Annotated in this window: 15 protein-coding genes and 1 pseudogene; 11 read left to right on the forward strand and 5 right to left on the reverse strand. The window is 72.5% G+C overall.

Annotation, left to right across the window (positions count from 1 at the left end; genetic code table 11):
- Window positions 1–13: 13 nt before the first annotated feature.
- From NE234_RS00895 to NE234_RS00915, 5 genes are all read left to right on the forward strand, one after another.
- The gene (locus NE234_RS00895; protein WP_252775868.1) at window positions 14–1,207 is read left to right on the forward strand and encodes an allantoate amidohydrolase; all 1,194 of its coding nucleotides are present in this window, start codon (window positions 14–16) and stop codon (window positions 1,205–1,207) included.
- A complete protein-coding gene (locus NE234_RS00900) occupies window positions 1,204–2,529 on the forward strand; it encodes a formimidoylglutamate deiminase (RefSeq protein WP_252775870.1) in 1,326 nt (441 codons plus the stop codon). Before NE234_RS00895 ends, NE234_RS00900 begins: the two co-directional genes overlap by 4 nt.
- A gap of 558 nt (window positions 2,530–3,087) precedes the next feature.
- Window positions 3,088–4,197: an arylsulfotransferase family protein gene (locus NE234_RS00905; RefSeq protein WP_252775872.1), complete on the forward strand. Its 1,110-nt coding sequence runs from the start codon at window positions 3,088–3,090 to the stop codon at window positions 4,195–4,197.
- 53 nt (window positions 4,198–4,250) lie between these two features.
- A complete protein-coding gene (locus tag NE234_RS00910; RefSeq protein ID WP_252775874.1) occupies window positions 4,251–5,237 on the forward strand; it encodes a type III polyketide synthase in 987 nt (328 codons plus the stop codon).
- Window positions 5,238–5,274: 37 nt separating this feature from the next.
- Window positions 5,275–5,931 (forward strand): sulfotransferase family protein, encoded by a 657-nt coding sequence (locus NE234_RS00915; protein ID WP_252775876.1) that lies wholly within the window; start codon window positions 5,275–5,277, stop codon window positions 5,929–5,931.
- Here the strand turns inward: NE234_RS00915 and NE234_RS00920 are convergent.
- Complete coding sequence (locus NE234_RS00920; protein ID WP_252775877.1) at window positions 5,928–6,416, reverse strand: SgcJ/EcaC family oxidoreductase; 489 nt, start codon at window positions 6,414–6,416, stop codon at window positions 5,928–5,930. The genes NE234_RS00915 and NE234_RS00920 overlap by 4 nt on opposite strands.
- Before the next feature lie 214 nt (window positions 6,417–6,630).
- Here NE234_RS00920 and NE234_RS00925 point away from each other — a divergent pair, with 214 nt between their 5' ends.
- The 6 genes from NE234_RS00925 (at window position 6,631) to NE234_RS00950 (ending at window position 15,476) form a co-directional block, all read left to right on the forward strand.
- Complete coding sequence (locus NE234_RS00925; RefSeq protein ID WP_256528162.1) at window positions 6,631–7,080, forward strand: pyridoxamine 5'-phosphate oxidase family protein; 450 nt, start codon at window positions 6,631–6,633, stop codon at window positions 7,078–7,080.
- Between the two features lie 44 nt (window positions 7,081–7,124).
- Window positions 7,125–10,241 carry an amino acid adenylation domain-containing protein gene (locus NE234_RS00930; protein ID WP_252775881.1) on the forward strand — a complete coding sequence of 1,039 codons (3,117 nt, stop codon included), beginning with the start codon at window positions 7,125–7,127 and terminating at the stop codon, window positions 10,239–10,241.
- Window positions 10,238–11,488, forward strand: coding sequence for a cytochrome P450 (locus tag NE234_RS00935; RefSeq protein ID WP_252775883.1), 1,251 nt, complete (start codon window positions 10,238–10,240; stop codon window positions 11,486–11,488). The genes NE234_RS00930 and NE234_RS00935 overlap by 4 nt, the downstream gene beginning before the upstream one ends.
- A gap of 5 nt (window positions 11,489–11,493) precedes the next feature.
- The gene (locus NE234_RS00940) at window positions 11,494–13,272 is read left to right on the forward strand and encodes an ABC transporter ATP-binding protein (protein WP_252775886.1); all 1,779 of its coding nucleotides are present in this window, start codon (window positions 11,494–11,496) and stop codon (window positions 13,270–13,272) included.
- Between the two features lie 146 nt (window positions 13,273–13,418).
- A complete protein-coding gene (hutI, locus tag NE234_RS00945) occupies window positions 13,419–14,561 on the forward strand; it encodes an imidazolonepropionase (RefSeq protein ID WP_252775888.1) in 1,143 nt (380 codons plus the stop codon).
- 327 nt (window positions 14,562–14,888) lie between these two features.
- On the forward strand, window positions 14,889–15,476 hold the full coding sequence (locus NE234_RS00950) for a response regulator transcription factor (RefSeq protein ID WP_308206819.1): 588 nt from the start codon (window positions 14,889–14,891) through the stop codon (window positions 15,474–15,476).
- 306 nt (window positions 15,477–15,782) lie between these two features.
- On the opposite strand, the pseudogene NE234_RS45140 reads toward NE234_RS00950, so the two are convergent.
- The 4 genes and pseudogenes from NE234_RS45140 to lanKC form a co-directional block, all read right to left on the reverse strand.
- Window positions 15,783–17,165, reverse strand: a pseudogene (locus NE234_RS45140) (ATP-binding cassette domain-containing protein); the annotation flags it as partial.
- An 86-nt stretch (window positions 17,166–17,251) separates the two neighbouring features.
- The gene (locus NE234_RS00960) at window positions 17,252–18,883 is read right to left on the reverse strand and encodes an ATP-binding cassette domain-containing protein (RefSeq protein WP_252775891.1); all 1,632 of its coding nucleotides are present in this window, start codon (window positions 18,881–18,883) and stop codon (window positions 17,252–17,254) included.
- A gap of 55 nt (window positions 18,884–18,938) precedes the next feature.
- A complete protein-coding gene (locus tag NE234_RS00965) occupies window positions 18,939–19,055 on the reverse strand; it encodes a SapB/AmfS family lanthipeptide (RefSeq protein WP_252775893.1) in 117 nt (38 codons plus the stop codon).
- Window positions 19,056–19,061: 6 nt separating this feature from the next.
- Window positions 19,062–21,623 (reverse strand): class III lanthionine synthetase LanKC, encoded by a 2,562-nt coding sequence (gene lanKC / locus NE234_RS00970; RefSeq protein ID WP_252775895.1) that lies wholly within the window; start codon window positions 21,621–21,623, stop codon window positions 19,062–19,064.
- Window positions 21,624–21,638: the final 15 nt, after the last annotated feature.

Raw genomic sequence — 21,638 nt, forward strand, 5'->3', positions numbered from 1 at the left:
GTGAGGAGAGGCGATGGGCTACGAAGAGATGTGGCGGGACCTGCTGCCGATCGGGCGGGTCTCCGGCGGAGGCCACCGGCGGTACTCCTGGACGGCCGCCGACCGGGAGTGCCGCGCCTGGTTCACCGAGGAGGCGGGCCGGCGCGGCCTGACCCTGGAGGAGGACCGCAACGGCAACCTCTTCGCCTGGTTGGACGTTCCCGGTGAGCGACGGGACGCCGTGCTGACCGGCAGCCACCTGGACTCCGTGCCGGACGGCGGCGCGTTCGACGGGCCGCTCGGCGTCGTGTCCGCCCTCGCCGCGATCGACCTCCTGCGCGAGCGCGGCGTGACCCCGGCCCGTCCGCTCGGCGTCGCGGTCTTCGCCGAGGAGGAGGGCGCCCGGTTCGGTGTCGCCTGCCTCGGCTCGCGCCTGCTGACCGGCGCCATCGACCCGGTACGGGCCCGGGGCCTGCGCGACGCCGACGGGGTCACCTGGGCCGACGCGATGGCCGCCGACGGCCGCGACCCGGAGGCGATCGGACCCGACCCCGACCTGCTCACCGGCATCGGCTGCTTCGTCGAACTCCACGTCGAACAGGGCCGGGCCCTGGAGGTTCCCGTCGGGGTGGCGAGCGCGATCTGGCCGCACGGCCGCTGGCGGTTCGACTTCACCGGCCAGGGCAACCACGCCGGCACCACGCTGCTGCGGGACCGGCGGGACCCGATGCTGCCGTTCGCGCACACGATCCTGGCCGCCCGCGACGCCGCCGCCCGGCACGAGGCGGTCGCGACGATGGGCAAGGTCCACGTCACCCCGAACGGCGTCAACGCCATCCCGTCCCTCGTACGGGCCTGGCTCGACACCCGCGCGCCCGACGACGCCGCCGTACGCGCGACGGTCGCCGAGATCCACGCCGCCGCGGAGAAGGCCGCCGGCGAGCACGGCGTCGAGGTCGCGCTGGCCGAGGAGTCCTACACCGAGGTCGTCGACTTCCACACCGGGCTGCGCGACCGGCTCGCCGCGACGCTCGGCGGCGCACCGGTCCTGCCGACCGGCGCGGGGCACGACGCGGGGATCTTGTCCGCGCACGTCCCGACGGCGATGCTGTTCGTGCGCAACCCCACCGGTGTCTCGCACGCCCCCGAGGAACACGCCGAGACCGGCGACTGCCTCGCCGGCGTCGAGGCGCTCGCCACCGTCCTGGAGGACCTGGTCACCCGATGAAACTGCACGCCGAACACGCCTGGCTCGGCGACCGCGTCGCGGCCGACGTCCTCATCGAGATCGCGGGGGAGCGGTTCGCCCGGATCACGCCCGGCGTGCCGGCGCCGCCGGAGGCCGAACGCCTGCCCGGCCTGACCCTGCCCGGCCTGGCCAACGTGCACTCCCACGCCTTCCACCGGGCCTTGCGCGGACGGGTCCAGGCAGGGCGGGGCACCTTCTGGACCTGGCGCACCCACATGTACGAGGTGGCGGCCCGCCTCGACCCGGACTCCTACCTCGCGCTGGCCCGTGCCGTCTACGCCGAGATGGCCCTGGCCGGGATCAGCTGCGTCGGCGAGTTCCACTACGTCCACCACGCCCCCGGCGGCACCCCGTACGCCGACCCGAACGCCTTCGGCGAGGCGCTCCTGCAGGCCGCGCGCGAGGCCGGCATCCGGATCACGCTGCTCGACGCCTGCTACCTGACCGGCGGCATCGGCAAGGACCTGGAGGGCCCGCAGCTGCGGTTCGGCGACGGCACCGCCGACGCCTGGGCCGACCGGGTCTCGGAACTGCGCGCGGACGGCCACGCCCGGATCGGCGCGGCCATCCACTCCGTACGCGCCGTCCCCGGCGACCAGATCCGGACCGTCGCCCAGTGGGCCCGCAAGCGCCGTGCCCCGCTCCACGTGCACCTGTCCGAGCAGCCCGCCGAGAACGAGGCGTGCCTGGAGACGTACGGCCTGACGCCGACGCAGCTGCTGGCCGACAAACGGGCGCTCGGCGGCCGGACCATCGCCGTCCACGCCACCCACCTCACCGCCGAGGACATCGGCCTGCTCGGCGCGAGCCAGAGCGGCGTGTGCATGTGCCCGACCACCGAACGCGACCTGGCCGACGGCATCGGGCCCGCCCGCGACCTGGTCGGCGCCGGATCATCGCTCTCCCTCGGCTCCGACCAGCACGCGATGATCGACCTGTTCGAGGAGGCCCGCGCCGTCGAACTCGACGAGCGGCTCCGCACCCGCAGGCGCGGCCACTGGACCGCCGGGGAGCTCCTGGCCGCGGCGACCTGCAGCGGCCACTCGGCGCTCGGCTGGCCCGAGGCGGGCCGCATCGAACCCGGATCGTACGCCGACCTCGTCACCGTGGACCTGAACTCCGTGCGGCTCGCCGGCGCCGCCCCGGACCACCTCGCCGAGTCCGCCGTCTTCGCCGCCTCACCCGCCGACGTCCGCCACGTCATGGTCTCCGGAAAGCAGATCGTCCGCGACCGCCGCCACCTGCTGATCGACGACGTCCCCGCCGCCCTCTCCCAGGCGATCACGGCCGTGACCGCCTGACGGGTGCCCGGGTCCCCGACGCAGTCGGGGACCCGCTCGGCCACTCGAGTAATTCATTCGCCATTGAGCCGTTCGCTCTCGCCCAAATCTCGTGCAGGGTGTCACCGGCAGGGTTTTTCGGGGGAACCGCCCGGGCAGGTACGAACTTCGATCGCATGATATGAGCGGCACTCCTTTGTCACGAACGGTCCTATGGGCATGCATGCGAAGCCGGCCTTCCGGAAGAAGCCGCGATCGTCCGTTCGCGTACTCGGCGGGGCGGTGACGTTCTCCGTGCTCGGCCTGACGATGATCGATGCCGGATCGTCGCATGCCGTGTCGCGCGGCCCCGGCGCCGCGCAGCGGCCCATTCCGTCGGTGCCCGGGCTTCGTGTTCTGCGGGACCGGCCGGGGACGGCGCCGGGAATGATATTGATAACTCCGCAGAGTCTGCCCCCCGGGCCGAGGGACGGTAGCGAAATCCTCGACGGGCGGGGACGGCCGGTCTGGTTCAGGCGGGTCCCGGCCCGGCATTTCATGACCGACCTGCGCGTTCAGCGCTATCGGGGGCGACCGGTCTTGACCTGGTTTCAGGGCGCCCTCCGGGGCGATCCCCATGTTTTCGATTATCACGGCACCGGATACATCGCCGATGCGCATTATCACGTCATCGCCAGGCTCGAGCATCTCGCCGACCCGCACGAATTGCAGATCACGCCGAGGAACACCGCGCTGGTCATCGACGCCCGGCGTCGGCGAATGGACCTGTCACCGATCGGCGGCGCCCGAAACGACACCGTCCGCGACGGGATCCTCAGGGAGGTCGATCTCACGACCGGCCGGACCCTGTGGCGCTGGAGCGGCGCGGAGCACATACCGGTCACCGAGTACCACCGTCACAGACTCAAGCCGCGAGAGTCCCGTCCCTTCGACTACCTGCACCTCAATTCGGTCGAGGAGGGCCGCGACGGCGACCTGCTCATCTCGGCCATGAATACGTGCACCCTCTACGAGGTCGACCGGCGGACCGGGCGGATCATCTGGCGGCTGGGCGGGCGGCACAGCACGTTCCGGCTCGGACCCGGCGTGCGGTTCTGCGGGCAGCACGACGCACACTGGGCCGGGGAGAACCTGATCCGAGTCTTCGACAACGGAACCCTCGAGAAGCGGCACGCGGCGCGCGTCGCCTGGATCGAACTCGATCCCGTGGCCAGGACGGCGACGCTCGTCAGGCAGATCGTGCAGCCCCGGCACAGGTCCGTCGCCATCCAGGGCAACGCTCAGGAACTACCGAACGGCGACACCGCGGTGGGCTGGGGCTCGGCCGGCCGGATCTCGGAGTTCGCCCCTGACGGGAGCAGTCTGTTCGAGGCCGCGCTCCCCAGGGGCACGATCACCTACCGGATGTACCGGATGCCGTGGAACGGCCGGCCGTCCACACCACCGACCGTGATGACGCGGGGCGGCACCGTGCACGCGGTCTGGAACGGCGCGACGGGCGTCGCCCGCTGGCGCGTCCTCGCCGGTCCGACGCCGAAGGCCGTGAAACCGGTCGCGGAGGCGGCGTGGAACGGCCTGGACACCGCCATCGCGCTGCCCGGCGCCTCGGCCTCGGCGCCGTACCTCCAGGTCCAGGCGCTGGACGCCCGCGGCAGGGTGCTCGGCATCGGTACTCGTGGCAGGCGGTGATGTCTCCCGCGCGGATCACCCGGATCACGTTCACCTCCCCTCCTCTGATCAGGATGAAGGAGTTCGCCGAGTTCTTCGCCGACGACGCCGGCGGCCAGAACGTCGTGGACATGGTCCGCAACGCGGCGATAGAGACCAAGGGGATGGCGGTCAACCCGCTCGCCGACGACCCTCGCGGCTGGGGAACCGCGCGTCGCATGCAGGTCAGCCTGGCGGTGGCCCGCAGCCTCGGGATGGAGGCGGTTCGCCGGGCCCTGGCCGATGACGGCCTGCGACCCGACGACGTCGGTCTCCTGGTCACGGCCACCACCACGACGCACTCCGCCCCGGGCCTGGACGCGCTGATCACCCAGGTGGGGATGCGGCCTGACACCGAGTTCCAATCGCTCGGCCCGATGGGCTGCTACGCCGCGCTCCCCGCGCTGGCCACGACCCGGAACTGGGTCGAGACCCATGGCCGCCCGGCCGTACTCGTCTGTACCGACCTCTTCTCGCCGTACCTGCCGCCACCGCCGTACGACAAAGAGCAGGCCGTCGTCCTCACGATCTTCGGGGACGGTGCCGCCGCGGTCGTGGTGCGCCCGGGAATGGAGCACGTCAGGGGACTGGACATCCTCGACACCGAGACGTTCTATGCGCCCGAGTTCGCCGACGACCTGCAGATCCACGTCGGCGATGGCGGTCTGCGCGTTCGCCTCGCCCCCACCATGCCCGACGTCACCGCGGCGGCCGTCGCCGGCCCGACCGACCGCCTGCTCGGCCGGTACGGCCTCTCCCGCGCGGACGTACGGTGGTGGGCGCTCCACCCCGGAGGACGCCGGATCATCGACCGGGTGGCCGAGGAACTGGCACTGCCGGCGGGCTCGGTGGACGCCTCACGCGCGGTGATGCGGGAGTACGGCAACACCGCCGGGCCGGCCGTCATCTGTGTACTCGGGCGCCTTCAGAGATTGCGCCCGCTCGCACCCGGAGAACACGGCGTCGCGCTGGCGTTCGGGCCGGGAGCGACCATCTGGGCGGTCCTTCTCCGCGGCGCCTGAGACGAACGACCGGACCCTCCTGCGGGAAGGAGCCGCCATGCTGGAGGTCATCGGCGCCGGCTTCGGCCGTACCGGCACGCTCTCCTTGAAGATGGCGCTGGAGCGGCTCGGCTTCGCCCCCTGCCACCACATGCTCGGACTGCTCGAGAAGCCGGACGAGGTCCGGCTGTGGCGGAGGGCGGCCCGTGGCGAGGCCGTGGACTGGGACGAGGTCTACCGCGGATACCGCTCGACCGTGGACTGGCCGGGTGCACGGTTCTGGCGCGAGCTGGCGGAGCGTTATCCGGCGGCGAAGGTCATCCTCACCATCCGTGATCCGGAACGCTGGTACGACAGTGTCCTCGGCACCATTCACCGCGCCGCGATGGACGACTCGCCTCCCGCCTCACCCACTCTGGCCGAGATGCGCCTCATGGTCCGTGAGGTCATATGGGACGGAGTGTTCGAGGGGCGTTTCACGGACCGCGGGCACGCATTGCGGATCTTCGCCGACCATATCGAGGCGGTACGCGGGCGACTGCCCGGTGACCGGCTGCTGATCTTCGAAGTGGCTCAGGGCTGGGAGCCGCTGTGCGAATTCCTCGGCAGGCCGGTGCCGGACGCGCCGTTTCCCCACCGCAACCGCCGGGAGGACTTCGGCTCCCTGCTGCGAGAGCACGGCGGGACCGGCGCGAACGCGTCCGGTGCGGATTAGATCGGCCGCCCGTTCCTGTTCCCGTCGGCGCGATCGGCGGATCGGCGGAGTACTTGACGGAGTTCGTCGGTGTGCTGCCGGGCGAGTTCGGGCCGGCCCCGGTACCGCACCTGGATGTTGTGGAACAACGCGATCCGCCAGACCCCCGACCGCTGCTGGGCGACCAGTGACTGGACGGTGTTGGCGGCCGGATCCAGCACGGTCCGCCCTGGCGGGATCATGCCGGCGATGGCGCGCAGCAGGACCACCTCATCGCTCAGCGGCCGCACCTCACGCACCTTGAACACGTACGACGGAAGGGCGTCGTCCACGAAGACCGGGGTCAGGTGCTCCTCGATCCGGAGGCCGGGAACGTGGCCGCCGTCGTACTCGATCAGCGCGCCGTCGGGGGCGAACAGCGCCGCGTACCCCCGGGCATCGCGTCGGTTCCACGCGGCGAGCAGCTCCTCGTACAGCGTTCGCACGGCGACTTCGGGAGGCTTCACCTGGTCAGTGGTCTCCGCTTCATCGGCACGTGAAACTTTATCCGGTCAATCATTCCGTAATGGCGGGTCATTCTTTGGAAAAGCGTGGTAATCGCCTGGCCCGGGTGATGCCTTTCCGTGTTGTGGCGGGTTTCAGCGGCGGGTTGGCGGGCATTTCGTCCGGAGAAGACGCATCTCGACAGTTTTTGGGTGGAGGGCGTAGATGAACCTCACCATGTCAAGCGATTGTCGGGAGAGGTTTCTCGCGGACCTGCACGTGGGGGTGCTCGGGGTGACCGATCCGCGGGGAACGTCCGCCCCTCTGCTCGTGCCGGTCTGGTACGGCTATGAGCCCGGCGGTGTGGTGACCGTCCTGACGGCCCGGAGCTCGACCAAGGCCGATTTGATCAGGCGGGCCCGGCGGTTCAGTCTCTGCGCGCAGAGCGAGTCCCCTCCTTACCGCTATGTCAGCGTCGAGGGGCCCGTCGTCGCGGTGGAGGACGGCTTGGACAAGGCCGAGTGGGAGGCGGTCGCCCATCGCTATCTCGACCGGGACACCGCCGTCGCCTATCTCGCGGCGAACCGACACCAGCTCGAGGAGTACATGACCTTTCGGATGCGGCCCCAGCGGTGGAGAACGGCCGACTTCACCGCCTTCGCGCGGCAGTTCCAGTCGACCGAGTAATCGGTAGTTGCGCGTCGTGTCAATCATCGGTAAAGGAGTTCGGCATGTCTGTTCAGCGCTGCCGGACCGACTCCGCGCTGACAGAGTGGAACGACACCGCGACCGACTATCCGCGGAACGGCTGCCTGCACGGGTTGTTCGACGCCCGGGCGGTGGAAGAGGCCGGCGCGGTGGCCGCCGTGCACGCAGGCCGCCGGCTGACCTTCGGCGAGTTGCGGGACCGCTCCGGCGCCTTGGCCGCGCGCCTGCGTGGCGCGGGCGTACGGCAGGGGGACCCGGTGGCGGTCTGCGGCGGGCGCTCACTGGACGCTCTGGTCGCCGTCCTGGGGGTGTTGAAGGCCGGCGCCGCCTACGTCCCGCTCGATGACACGATGCCACCCGCGCGGCTGCGCGCCCTGGCCGAGGACGCGGGGGTGCAGACGGCGGTGGTCCTGCCGGGCGCGACGTGCCGGGTGCGCCGGTTGCGCGCCCGGGTCGACCTGTCCGACGACGCGGTCCCCGTGCCGAAGCCGGTCGACGGGCCACCGCCCGTGGAGGCGGCGCCGCTCGACTGCGCCTACGTGATGGCCACCTCGGGCTCGTCCGGTCGGTCCAAGGCGGTGGGAGTGCCGCACCGCGGCGTGGTCCGGCTCGCCTACGCCGACGTCGCGGGGTCACGGCCGCGATCCGGCGACCGAGTGCTCCACGCCTACGAGCTCTCCTCCGACGCGTCCACGATCGAGATCTGGTCGGCCCTGCTCAACGGGGCCTGCCTCGTGCTGGTCGACCGGGAGGATCTGCTGTCCCCCGCCGCGCTTCACCGGCGGCTGCGCTCCGAGCGGGTGACCGTGGCGTACCTGACCACGGGCGTGCTGCACAACGTGGCGCGGACCATGCCCGAGGCGCTGCGGTGTCTGCGCTTCGTCTCGGCGGGGGGCGAGGCGATGGACCCGGCCCTGGCCCGTGCGGTCCAGGCGGCCTGTCCGGACACGACCCTGGTCAACTTCTACGGGCCGACCGAGAACAGCGTCGTGTCCACCGCCCACGTGGTCCGCGACCTGCCGCCCGGAGCCGACGACGTGCCGATCGGCCGCCCGCTGGCCAACTCCACCTGCCACGTGCTGCGGCCGGACGGCACTCCGGCCGCGGTCGGCGAGCCGGGTGAACTCCTCGTCGGCGGAGACGGGCTGGCGCTGGGCTACCTCGGCGACCCGGAGCTGACCGCCGAGCGTTTCATCGACGATCCCCGCACACCCGGCACGCGCCTGTACCGCACGGGCGACCGGGCGTCCTGGCTCCCCGACGGCGCGCTCCGCTATCACGGCCGGATGGACCGGCAGGTCAAGCTGCGCGGTCACCGCATCGAACTGGAGGAGGTCGAGACCAGGCTACGGGCGCACCGCACCGTCGGCGAGGCCGTCGCCGAGGTCGTCCGCGACGCCGCGGACACCGAGCACCTGATCGGCTACGTCACACCGGCCGGCCCCAGGGGAACGGTGTCGCCGGTGCAACTGCGCCGATACCTGGCCGACTGGCTGCCCGCCCCGGCCCTGCCGTCTCGGCTGGTCGTCCTGCAACGCCTTCCCCTCACCTCCGCCGGCAAGGTCGACAGAGGGCGCCTGGCGGCGGAGGCGGCCGAGGACATCAGGGCCGGGCCGGGATCCGCGCCGTGCGCCGTGACCGGCCCGGCCGACGTCCTCGCCGAGATCTGGCAGCACACGCTGCGCGTCCGCCCCACGCCCGTCGACGATTTCTTCGCCCTCGGCGGTGACTCCCTGCTGGCCGCCGAGGTCGTCGCCCGCACACTGGCCGCACTCGGCATGGACGCGCGGCACGGCAGCGAACTGATCCGCCGGCTGTTGCGCGAACCGACCCTCGCCGGTTACGCCGAGGCGGTCGACGAGGTTCGCCGCACCGACGCGGCGGCCCCCGGGACGATGGACTTCGAAGCCGAGGCGGTCCTGGGTTTCGACCTCCCGCCGCGACAGGGCCCCGCGCCACGCTGGGACGAACCTCGGCACACCCTCGTCACCGGGGCCACCGGGTTCGTCGGCGCCTTCCTGGTCGACCGGTTGCTGCGGTCGACCTCGACCACGGTGCACTGCCCGATTCGAGCACGTGACGCGCGACGCGCGACGCAACGGCTGGCGGCCAACCTCGCCCGCTTCGGCCTCGCCCCACCAGGGGCGACCGAACGGGTGGCGTGCTTCCCCGCGGATCTCACCGCGCCCCGGCTCGGGCTGTCCGCCGAGCACGCGGCCGAGCTCGCCGGAGTGCTGGACCTGGTGTTCCACGCCGGGGCCGAGGTCAACTTCCTGTACCCCTACGCGCAACTGCGCGCGGCGAATGTGGACGGGACGCGGTCGGTGATCAGGCTCGCGGCTCCACGCCGGGTCCCGGTGCACTTCCTGTCCACCGTCGCGGTGGTCGCGGGCTTCGGGACGGCCGGGGTGCAGCGCGTCGATGAGGACCTGCCCCTCGCGCACGCGGACCGGCTGACGATGGGATACGCCGAGAGCAAGTGGGTCGCCGAGCGGGTGCTCCGGCAGGCCGCCGCCCTGGGGCTCCCGGTGGCCGTGTACCGCCCCTACGAGATCACCGGCGACCGGCGCAACGGTGCGTGCAACACCGAGACCGCGATCTGCTCGCTGTTCAAGACCATCGCCGAGACCGGCCTCGCGCCGGACGTGCCACTGCCGATGGACTTCGTCCCCGTCGACTACCTGGCCGACGCCGTCGTGCACCTCGCGACCAGCCGTCCCGCCGCCTGGCGGGTCTATCACCTGACGAACCCCCGGCCCGCCCGGCTGGCCGACATGCTCGACCGCATGCGCGCGGCGGGCTGCGACATCACCACACTCCCCTATCCCCGGTGGGTGGCCGAACTGGTGCGGCACATCGCCGAGCACCCGACCAGCCCGACCGCGCCCTTCCTGCCGCTGTGCGTCGACCGCAGCAACAAGACCGACATCTCGGTCAAGGAGATGTACTTCGAGGGCACCTTCCCGTCGCTGGGACGTGACAACGTCGACCGCGACCTCGCCGGCAGCGGCCTGCGCTGCCCGCCGGTCGACCAGGCGCTGCTCGACCGGTACCTCGCGTACTTCCTCTCGACCGGATACATCCCGCGTCTGCGGCAGGGCGCGGGTGACCGCCTGGCGGCCGGAAGGGGGACGAGATGACCGCGAGCGGAACACCGTCCGACCACGCGTCGCCGGCCGGGAGGACGGCGGACCGGGAACGGCCGCCGGTCGTGGACTTCCCGCTCGGACCGCCGGGGACGATGGGGCCGATCGAGGAGTACCGACGGCTGCGGCGGGAATGCCCGGTCGCCCGGGTCCGCACGCCGATGGGCGCCGCCGCCTGGTACGTCACTCGTTACACCGACGTCAGGGCGCTGCTCGCGGATGCCCGGCTGGTCAGGCCGACCATCAACGCCTGGCCCATCCGCCCTGAGGACGTCCCGGAGCCGGGCCCCGGCCTGACGACCATGATGGAGCTGGACGGCCCCCGGCACGCCGCGTTGCGCAGGGCGCTGGCCGACGAGTTCGCCATCCACACCGTGGAGGGTCGTCTGGCGCGAGTCCGGGCGCTGGCCGAGGGGCTGCTCGACGACATCGAGGCCGGTGGCCGACCGGCCGACCTCGCCCCCGACTTCGCCGAACCGTTCCCGCTCCTGGTGATGTGCGACCTGGTGGGCATCCCCTATGAGGACAGGGACTACTTCCTGCCCATGGCCGACGCCGCACTCGGCGCGCTGGTGACCCTCGACGAAGGACGCGAGGTCACTCACATGCTGCGGAGCTACATCGCCGAGCTGATCGCCCGGAAACGGCGCCGGCCGGGGGACGACGTGCTCACCCGGCTGGTGCGCCGATGCGACCAGGGCGAACTCGACCGGGAGGAGGTGATCTGTTTCGGCCTGTCCATGCTCATGGCCGGCTACCGGACCTGCACCATGTTCCTGGCCGACGCGATCCTCGTCCTGCTGACGCGGCCCGGCCAGTTCGCCCGTCTCCGCGACGACCGCGGGATCATGCCGCGGGCGGTGGAGGAACTGCTGCGCTACCTGCCGGTGATGAACGGCGTCGTCGTCCTGCAGGCGGCCCGGGACATCGACCTGCACGGACACACGATCCACGCCGGTGAGGCCGTGCTGCCGGTGCTCGCCGCCGCCAACCGGGACGGTTCCGTCTTCCCCGGCGCCGATCGACTCGACCTGCGGCGGGATCCCAACCCGCACCTGACCTTCGGCCAGGGCGCCCACTACTGCATCGGCGTGCACCTGGCCCGCGCCGAACTCGCGGTGGCGCTCGACTGCCTCCTCGACCGCTTCCCGGGCCTGCGCCTGGCCGTCGACGAGAGCGAGCTGCCGTGGGAGGACGAGTCACCGGCCAAGTCACCGCTGGCCATACCGGTCGAATGGTGAGCTCGATGAGCGGGCTCGACGGGTCGAGCGGATCACTGCGCGTTCTCTGGCGCTATGTGCATGACATGCGGTGGTTCCTCGCCGTGATGATGGTGCTCGAACTGGTGGGGAACGCGGCCGCGCTGTCCCAGCCCTTGATCGCACGCTGGGTCCTGGACGAAGTGAAGGCCGGCGGCAGCCTGTCCCATCCGCTGATGGTCCTCGGTGGGCTCGCCGTCATCGGGATGACGTTGTCGGGCACCTGCACGTTGTTCCTCGGCCGCGGCGCCCTGCGGCTCGTGACGAATCTGCGGTGCGCCCTGGTGCGGCGGGTGCTGGGCGGCAGCGTGGCCACGGTCGAGCGCAGGCCGGTCGGCGACGTCCTCTCCCGCATCGGCACCGACACCACTCTGCTGGGGGACACGGTCGGCGACGCCCTCGTACGCTCCGCCGCCACCCCGGTCGTCGTGCTGGCGGCACTCGTGCTGATGGGCACCATCGACGTGCTCATGCTCGGGGTGGTCGTCGGGGTACTCGTGATCACCGCTCTGGGAGAGATGGTCGCGGGACAGCGGATCAGAGAGGCCACCGAATGTACCCAGGGACGCGTCGCCGCGATGACCTCGTCGATGCAGCGCGCGCTGATCGCGTTCCGTACCGTCAAGGCGTCGGGCACCGAACAGGCGGAGTCGGACCACGCCTGCGCCGAGGCCGAGGCCGCCTTCCGGGCCGGAAGGCGGGCGGTGCGCGTCGAGGCGTTCCTCGGGATGCTCGCCGCGGTCTCCGTCGACGTGACCTTCCTGGTGGTCCTCGCCGTCGGCGGCGCGCGGGTCGTGTCCGGCGGTATCGGCGTCGGCGACCTGGTCGCGTTCCTGCTCTACGTGATGTTCCTCGGAGAGCCGATCGATTCGCTGGCCTTCACCATCCCCCAGATCGCCCAGGGCCTGGCGGCCGTCCGGCGGATCGAGGCACTGCGTTCCCTGCCGGCGGAGGCGGAGGAACTGCCCTCCAGAGGCCGCGGCACCGAGCGGGCCACCCGGACCGCTTCGAACGGCGGCCCGGCTCCCGAGGTGCGGTTCGACGGCGTGTGGTTCGGCTATGACGACCGGCCCGTGCTCCGCGATGTGAGCTTCGCGGCACGCCGCGGCCTCACCGTGCTCGTCGGACCGTCCGGCGCGGGCAAGACGACCCTGCTCGGCCTCATCCTGCGGTTCGCCGATGTGGACCGGGGCCGGGTCCTGCTCGACGCGGTCGACGTGCGTGAACTGGAACGTGACAAGCTGCGGCGGAGGCTCGCGTACGTGCAGCAGGAGGCCGCGCTGCTCGGCGAGACCGTGCGGGAGGCGATGTTGTACGGCGTGCCGAGTCCGGGCTCGGCCGACGTGCGAGGCGCGCTCCGCGCCGTGGCCCTGGACGACTGGGCGAGCTCCCTGCCGAGGGGCCTGGACACGCCGGTGGGGGAACGCGGGGTGGCGATCTCCGGAGGCCAGCGGCAGCGGCTGGCGGTCGCCCGGGCGCTGCTGCGCGGCGCGGACGTGCTGCTCCTGGACGAGGCCACCTCCCAACTGGACGCCGTCAGCGAGCGCACGCTCCTGGACTCGTTGGCGCGGGAGGCGGACAGCCGGGTGGTCCTGGCCGCCACCCACCGGGTGTCGGTCGCCGCGAAGGCGGATCAGATCGTGCTGCTCATCGAGGGCGGCGTACGAGCCGTCGGACCGCATGCGGCCCTGCTGAGATCCGATCCCGTCTACCGTGAGCTGGCCTCTGCTCCGTACTGGGCGTCGGAGGCCGAGACCGATCCATAGATCCGCGCGGGCGAGGCGGCCTAAGCCGGCGCGCGCGGTGACCGCGGGCGGCGGCCCGGCCGTCTCGTATCTCAGACGGTGTCCGCTTCCCGCTCCCTGGGGTTTCGCGGTGGGGGTGCCATGCTGGCGGGGAGAGGGAGGCGGGCGTGAGCATTCTGATCACGAACATCGGGGAGCTGGTCGGGGCCGACGCGGAGCGGTGGGCGATCGAGGACGCCGCCCTGGTCATCGACGGTGACCGGATCGGCTGGGCCGGCCCGGCGGCCGCCGCGCCGGCCGCGGACGAGGTCGTCGACGCCGGCGGGCGGGCGGTGCTGCCCGGGTTCGTCGACTCCCACGCCCATCTGGTGTTCGCGGGGGAGCGGGCGGAGGAGTTCGCCGCGCGGATGAGCGGCCGGCCGTACGCCGCCGGCGGCATCCGCACGACCGTCGCGAAGACCCGGGCCGCCTCCGACGACGAGCTGCGGGCCGGCGTACGGCGGCTGGTGGCGGAGATGGTCCGGCAGGGGACCACCACGATCGAGTGCAAGTCGGGGTACGGGCTGACCGTCGCCGACGAGGAGCGCGCGGTGCGCATCGCCGCCGAACTGGTCGACGAGGTCACCTACCTGGGCGCGCACGTCGTCCCGAACGGGACGGACGCCGGCGACTACGTCCGGCTGGTCGCCGGGGAGATGCTCGAGGCGTGCGCGCCGTACGCGCGGTGGATCGACGTGTTCTGCGAACGAGGGGCGTTCGACGCCGACCAGACCCGGGAGATCCTGGCGGCGGGCCGGGCCGCCGGGCTGATCCCGCGCCTGCACGCCAACCAGCTCGGCCATGGTCCGGGCGTCCGGCTCGCGGTCGAGTACGACGCCGCGTCGGCCGACCACTGCACGTTCCTGTCGGACGAGGACGTGGCCGCGCTGGCGGACTCGGAGACGGTCGCGACCCTGCTGCCCGGCGTGGAGTTCTCCACTCGCCAGCCGTACCCCGACGCCCGCCGTCTCATCGACGCCGGCGCGAAGGTCGCGCTGGCGACCGACTGCAATCCAGGGTCCTGCTACACCTCGAGCATGGCGTTCTGCGTGGCCCTCGCGGTGCGGGAGATGCGCATGACGCCGGAGGAGGCGGTACGGGCGGCCACCGAAGGCGGCGCGCGGGCCCTGCGACGGACCGACGTGGGGCACCTGCGGCCCGGTGCGCGGGCCGACGTGCTCCTGCTCGACGCTCCCTCGCACATCCATCTCGCCTACCGGCCGGGAGTGCCGCAGGTCGCGCGGGTATGGCGGTCCGGACTGCCCGCCTGACAATTCAGAAATGGCTTTCGTCAATTATCCTATTAATTGATCTTGTCGATGTAACCGGTTACTGACGCGGCCCGAGGTGGCCACGCCACGATGCGGGATTGACTGTTAACACGTCGTCATCCACTCTTGAGGGGATCGCCCCCAGCCCCTCGGGAGCCTCCTGATGTACCTGCGTGGCCACCTACTGCCTGAAGTCCGCCTCTCACGGTTAGTCGTCGGTGACCTGATGCACTGAGCCGGCGTACCAAAGGATTTCGCCGGACCCGGGGAATCGTCGGTTCGGTGGAATCGAAATGCCAAGAGGCGGGAATGATACGCGTTCTCATCGTGGAGAATACAAACCTGGTCCGTGGCGGCCTCGTCGCCCTGCTCAACGCACAGCCCGATATGACGGTCGGCGCCGCGTTAGAGTCCGCGGACAAGGCACTGCCCACTGCCCTGGAGACCGACCCCGACGTCGCCCTCATCGGCACCGGGTTAGCGGGGGGCGACCGCTTCGCGGTCGCGCGCGCGTTGCATGACGAACTGCCCTCCTGCGGGATCCTGATCATGGCCGACCGCCGCCGGCCGGGCGACCTGCGGCGTGCGGTGGCCGCCGGGGTGATGGGCTACCTCCTCATCGACACACCCCCGGAGGACCTCGCCGACGCCGTCCGGTGCGTCGCGCAGGGCGAGCGCGTCATCGACGCGGAACTGGCCTTCGCCGCCCTCGAGACCGTTGAAAGCCCCCTCACCGACCGTGAACTGGACGTCCTGCGGCTGGCCGCGCAGGGAGCGTCATCCGCTGAGATCGCGAACCACCTCTTCCTGTCGGTCCGCACCGTCCGGAACCACATGTCGCGCATCATCGGCAAGATAGGGGCGCGCAACCGGGTCGACGCCATCCGTATCGCCGACGACGCGGGCTGGCTCTGAGGAGACGCCGTCCGTCTCGACGGCGACGTGCTCTGGTACGACGCCATCCGCGTCGGCGAGGACGTGGGCCGGCGCCGGGCCGTCCGCCGCCCAGTGTCCGTGCAGGGCGCGGTACGGCTCGCAGCGGGCGAGCAGGTCCTCGTGGCCGCCGAGCCAGGCCCGCGTGCCGTCGAGCATGAGCACGCGGCGCGCGCGCCGCGCCGAGGTCATCCGGTGCGCGATGACGATGAGGGAGCCGGGCCGGGCGGCGAAGGCCGCTTCGGCGCGCTCCTCGGCCGCGGCGTCGAGATGACAGGTGGCCTCGTCCAGCAGGACGAGCCGCGCCGGGGACAGGTAGGCGCGGGTGAGCGCGATGAGCTGGCGTTCCCCGGCGGACAGCGCGGCCGGGTCGACCTCCGCGTCGTATCCGCCGAGGCGTTCGGCCAGGGCGGTCAGGCCGACGGCGTCCGCCGCGGCGTCGAGTTCGTCGTTGCCCGGCGTCTCGGTGTCTCCGCGCAGGTAGCACAGGTTGTCCCGCAGCGTGCCGCCGAAGACGTACGCCTCCTGCGGGATGAGCGTGCGGTATTCCGGGGCGACCTCCGAGGCGGGCGTGCCGCCCAGGAGCACGGTGCCGCGCGCGGGCGTGAGCAGCCCGGCGACGAGCAGGGCCAGCGTCGACTTGCCGATGCCGCTCGGCCCGACGATCGCGAGGTGGTCGCCGTCGGGCACCGACAGGGACAGGTCGTCGATCACGGGCTCGGCGTCCGGTCCGTACGCGAAGGTCACCCCGGAGATCCGCAGGTCGCCGCCGCCTCCGGTCGGGCGCGGCACGGCGGGGACCTCACCGGCCTCGATCAGGCGGGCGAGGGTCACCGCGAGGCGCAGTCCGCTGCCGCCCAGTCCCCGGATGGCGGTGTGCAGCGCCGGGGCGAGGCCCTGCAGGACGTACGTGAGCGCGCCGAGCACCGCGCCCGGCGTCGCGCCGTGCCGCAGCAGCCACGGCGCGGCGGCGACGATCGCCAGGAGCGGCAGGCGCCCGCCGACCGCCAGGGCGATCGTGCGGGCGGCGGCGAGTCGCGCCACCGACCGGGCGGCCGCGGCCTGAGCGTCGATCAGCCGCCCGGCCTCGGCGGCCATGGCGTCCTCGGTGCCGCAGGCGGTGATGTCACGGAGCCCCGCGGCGAGGCCGGTCGCGGACGCGGCGATCCGCTCCTCGGCGAGGATGAGCTCCCGCTGACGGGTCATCGCCCGCGACACGACGCCGAGGAACAGGCCGAGCCCCACCACGACCGGCGGGACCACGAGGAGCAGCGTCACCGGCATCAGGGCCGTCAGCCCGGCCAGCGCGCTCGCGAGGGTGAACACGAATCCGCTGACCAGCAGCAGCACACCCGAGAACGTGTCGCGGACGATCTCGACGTGCTGGGTGAGCCGGGCGACGGCCGCCTCGCCCGGGCGGCCGGTGCGGACGGCCTCGTTGACGGCGCTGCCGACGACCCGGCGGACCAGCGCGTCGCGGAACGGCTCGACGATCCCGGCCAGCGGCCGGTACGTCCCCGCGCTGCCGACCGCCCCGACGGCCGCGGTCACCGCCATCGCGGCGAGCCAGGCCAGCCCGGTCGCCATGCGGTGGGCCAGGAACGCGTCCGTCGCGCCCGCGACGGACCGGCCGAAGAGCAGGACGGGCGCGGCCTCGACCACCGACCACATCCCCAGCAGCGCCGCCTCGCGCGGATGGCGCCGCAGCGTGGTGACCAGCACGCGCGTGCCGGTGAGACGCGTGCGCCGCCGGAAGATCACCGGAACACCTCCCGGTACTCCGGATCGGCCCACAGCTCCCGGTGCGGCGCGCAGGCGCGGATCCGCCCCCCGTCGAGCCAGGCGACCAGGTCCGCGCGGGCCGCGGTCGCGGCCCGGTGCGCGATGATCAGGCGAGTGCGCGGATCGCGGGTGAGGGCCTCGCCGATCTGCACCTCGGTGACGGTGTCGAGGCTGGAGGTCGCGTCGTCGAGGACCAGCAGCCGCCCGGGATGGGCGAACGCGCGGGCCAGGCCGAGCCGTTGCAGCTCACCGCCGGACAGCGGAGCGGAGTCCGGAGGGGTCGCGTAGCCGGCGGGCAGGCGGCGGATGAACCCGTCCGCCCGCGCCGCGCGGGCCGCGGGGACGGCGTCCCCGCCGATGGCCTCGGCGATCGTCGCGCCGAACAGGGCGGGCCGGGCGAACGCGTAGCCGACCGCGCTCCGCAGCGCCGCGTGGCTCAGGTCCCGCAGCGGTACGTCGTCCAGCAGGACCTCGCCGGCGTCCGGCTCGGCGAGGCGGCCGGCCAGCGCGGCCAGCACCGACTTGCCCGATCCGGACCGGCCGACGACGGCGACGGCGCGGCCGCCGGGGACGGTGAGGTCCAGGCGCTCGATCGCCGGGGCGGCCGACACCCCGCGGAACTCCAGGCAGCCGGGCCCCTCGGGAGGCGAGGCGGTGCCGTACGCGGGCGGCTCCCGGTCGAGCACCGGCAGCAGGCGGGCGGCCCCGGCGCGGGCGCGGGCCAGCCGGCCGAGCTGGACGATCACCGGGCCGACGTCCGCGCCGAGCCCGGCGTACTGGGTGGCGGCCAGCAGGCCGCCCGGGGTCAGCCGCCCGGCCGCCAGTTCGTACCCCGCGACGGCCAGGACCGCGAGCTGCAGCAGCGGGACGGCGAGGGTGCCCCTTCCCGCGGTCGCCGCCTGCACCCGCCAGGTCCGGTGCCCGTACTCGGCGAGCTCGGGGAGGGGCTGGAGGATCCGGGCGGTCTCGCGGTCGGCCGTTCCGGCGGCCGCGACCGTCCGGTTGCCGGCCAGGGCCTCGACGAGCCGGCCGGCGATCGCGCCCTGAACGGCCAGGTAGCGGCCGACGACGGCGGAGGTGTCCCGGACGAACGCGTTCAGCACCGCGATGATGAGCGGCAGGCCCACCGCGAACGCCAGCGCGAGCCAGGGGTCGATCAGCAGGAGGGCGATCATCCCGCCGACCGGGGGCAGGACCGCGGTGACCGTGAGGACGAGGGCGGACGGGGCGAGGCCGGTGTCGGTGGTGGCCGTGACGGCCCGGCTGGTCATGTCGCCCGCCGCGAGGCCGGACGGCCCGGCCGACGGGCCGAGGGCCAGCAGACGGCGTACGAAGCGGTGCCGCATCCGCGCGGTCGCGGCCGCCGCGCTGGTCCCGATCGCGAGTTCGGTGAGGACGTCCCCGGTCATGGCCGCGGCCACCAGGGCGGCGTAGACGAGAGGCCAGGTGGACGCCCCGCCGTCGTGCAGAACGCCGTCCACGGCGCGGCCGAGGACGGCCGGCAGGAGCGTCTCCGCTCCCGCCCGCAGCAAAGAGGTGACGGCGAGCAGGCTCGCCCAGACGCCGCCGTCGCGGATCGCCCGAATCACGAGCCCACTCGCCGTCATCGGTCTCCCTGCCCGCATGGCCCGAGCCATGGCTCCCGGTGCCATGCGTTCGTCATCAGAGGCAGAGCGTGATGCTGTTGGAGCTGTGGCACAGCAGGCTCAGGCTGCTGTTGGCCTCGCCGCCGCCACCACCCGGGGTGGACTCCATGCCCTGCATGTCGAGAAGCGTCATCGTGTTTCACCTCCTCACCGTGTCCGTGTCTCCGACACCCGCGAGGGTTCTCGCGGGTAGCTCTGGTGCCGCGAGGAACGGCAGGTGGACCGGCTGGTCGTGCAGTGCCGCGCCGAGCGCGAGCAGGACGCCGGCGGTGCCGGTGCCCAGGTCCATCGAGAGCCGCAGCAGGTTCTCCCCGATGAACGCCAGGCCGTCCTCGTACGAGAGGGCGTGCCACGCCAGGTCGCGGATGTGCGCCGCCACCCGGGGATCGCCCTGGCGGGCGAGGTACAGCACCATCCCCGCGCGGCCGCCGAACAGCCCGGCCTGGGCGTAGTAGACCGACTTGGCGGCGAGCCGGATCCCCTCGCGGGCCGTACGCAACCGCTCGTCCTCGCGGTGCGCGAGGTAGTCGTCGATCACCAGGCCGATTCCGACGCTGCCCCGGCCGAGGTACGGCAGGATCCGCGACCCGTCCTCGACGTGCAGCGCGCCCTCCTTGTCGGTCACGCATCGCCGGAGGTCGAGCCGGATGGCCGCCGCGGCGAGGTCGAGGAGGTTCGGGTCGCCGGTGCGCTCGTAGAACCGGATGAACATCAGGGCGGGGCCCGCCATGCCGCGCAGCAGGCCCGGCCGAGCGGGGGCCTCCGTCGCCGCCAGGACCTGGTCGGCGACGATCTGGGCCGCTTTCGCCGCCGCGTCGCGCAGGGCCGGGGCCTCCAGAGGGCCGGCCAGCCGCTCCAGCGTGAGCGCGACGCCCGGCAGCCCGCCGTACAGGTCGGTGCCGAGACGCTCCCACCGCTCGCCGAGACAGAGATCGACGACCTTGCCCGCCGCCTCCAGGTGACCGAGGTGCGCGAGGGTGAACGCGGCGCCGTACAGGCCGTCGTACAGGCCGAGGCCGCTGCCGGGCTCCGGGTTCGTCGCGTGCCGGATCAGCCAGTCCTCGTGCTCGACCGGGCAGCCGGTGACGTCCAGGGCGTACAGGACGCCCGCCGCGCCGTAGGCCAGCCCGAGCGCGCCGCCGCCGAACTGCTGGATGTCGCCGGGGAAGAGCCGGTCGTCCCGCTCGGGCGTCGCGCTGGCGAGGATCGCCCTGCTCAGCGCCGAGCGCGCGTCCTCCCAGCCGGCCGCGTCGGGCCGCAGGGAGGGGCGGACTCCGACGAGCCGGGTTCCCGTGGCCACGTCGCGGGAGATCTCCTCGACGGCCGACTCCAGGTACCCCTCGGGCAGGGCGAACCACTCGCTGATCACGTCGGCCAGATGAGCGGCCTTCGTACGGTCGACCTGGAGCATCGTGGTCAGCGGCGCGAACAACGCCAGCTTCAGGCACGCCAGGCAGTACCGGTCGACCGCGGCGCCCCGGCGGTCGGGCGGGGCCAGGAAGCCGGGGTTGGCGAGGATCTGCCGGCCCTCGTCGGTGACGGGCGCCGCCGTCTCGAAGTCGATCAGCGCGACCGTGTCGTCCGGCCGCACCATGATGTTGAACATGTGCAGGTCGTTGAAGACGACGCCGCGTGCGTGCACGGCCTCGACGACGCGCTCGGTGCCCTCGTAGATCTTCAGCGCCCAGGCCGTGTACTCGGCGATCCGGTCCGGGTCGGGTTCCGGGTCGAGGAGCGGGTGACGTTCGGCGAAGAAGGTGTTGAGCGGCCGTCCCTCGACGAACTCCTGGACCAGGAACTCGTGGTCGCCGAGGGTGAAGTAGTCGTGGACCGCGGGCACGCCGTCGATTCCGGCGAGCCGCTCCAGCATCTCGTGCTCCCGGCGGAGGCGGGTGACCGCGTCGGCGCCGCCGGCGGCGAGCCCGGCGTGCGGCCGGCCCTCCTTGAGGATGACGCGTTCCCCGGTCCGGGTGTCCTCGGCGGCGTAGACGCCTCCGCCGTTGGAGAAGTGCAGCGCCTCGGTGACGCGGTACGGCAGGCCGGCCATCGTCACGGCGGCGCGGGCGTCGAGGTGCGGTCGCAGGCAGTCCGGCACGGTCACCCAGTCCGGCACCCGGAAGACCGGGTCACGGCGGTCCGGCACGAGCCGGCCGTTCCCGTCCTCGATGGCCGAGACGAGTCGCCCGTCCTCGTCCTTGCAATGGCGTTCCATGAAACCGCCGTAGCGCACGTAGAGGGGGCCGTCGCCGATGCGGAGATCGGTGAGGATGTACGGACCCGGCTCGCCCGCCAGAATCTCGCCGAGGTCGTCAAGAATCCGCTCGAGTTCGGCCTCGTCGCGGGGGTAGATGGTGACGAGTTTCCCGCTTCCGCCGCGCGGCGCGTATTTCGCGTTGCGCATGAAAAGGACGTCGGAACTGCGCAGGTGCTTGAACGAGATCGCCCGGGGAACGCAGTAGTCACGGACCCGGGTCAGTACGCCTTCGGCGTTATCGTGGCACGCGGAGACGTGGATCTTCCAACCCTGCTGGGGAATGTCCTGCGCCGGCGGAACGTAGATGAGCCATTCATTCCGGCGAACTCGCTGCCATCCTTCGGGGAGGGCCTCGTCGGCGATGGTGAAAGCCGGGCGCTCCTGACCGTCCAAGACGTCATAGAAGAGCCTGTCTTTCTGGCAATACAGTTCGTACTGCTTTTCCACCGCTGCGTCCTCTGC

This window comes from Actinoallomurus rhizosphaericola (assembly GCF_024055675.1).
In the GTDB taxonomy this organism is placed as follows: domain Bacteria; phylum Actinomycetota; class Actinomycetes; order Streptosporangiales; family Streptosporangiaceae; genus Actinoallomurus; species Actinoallomurus soli.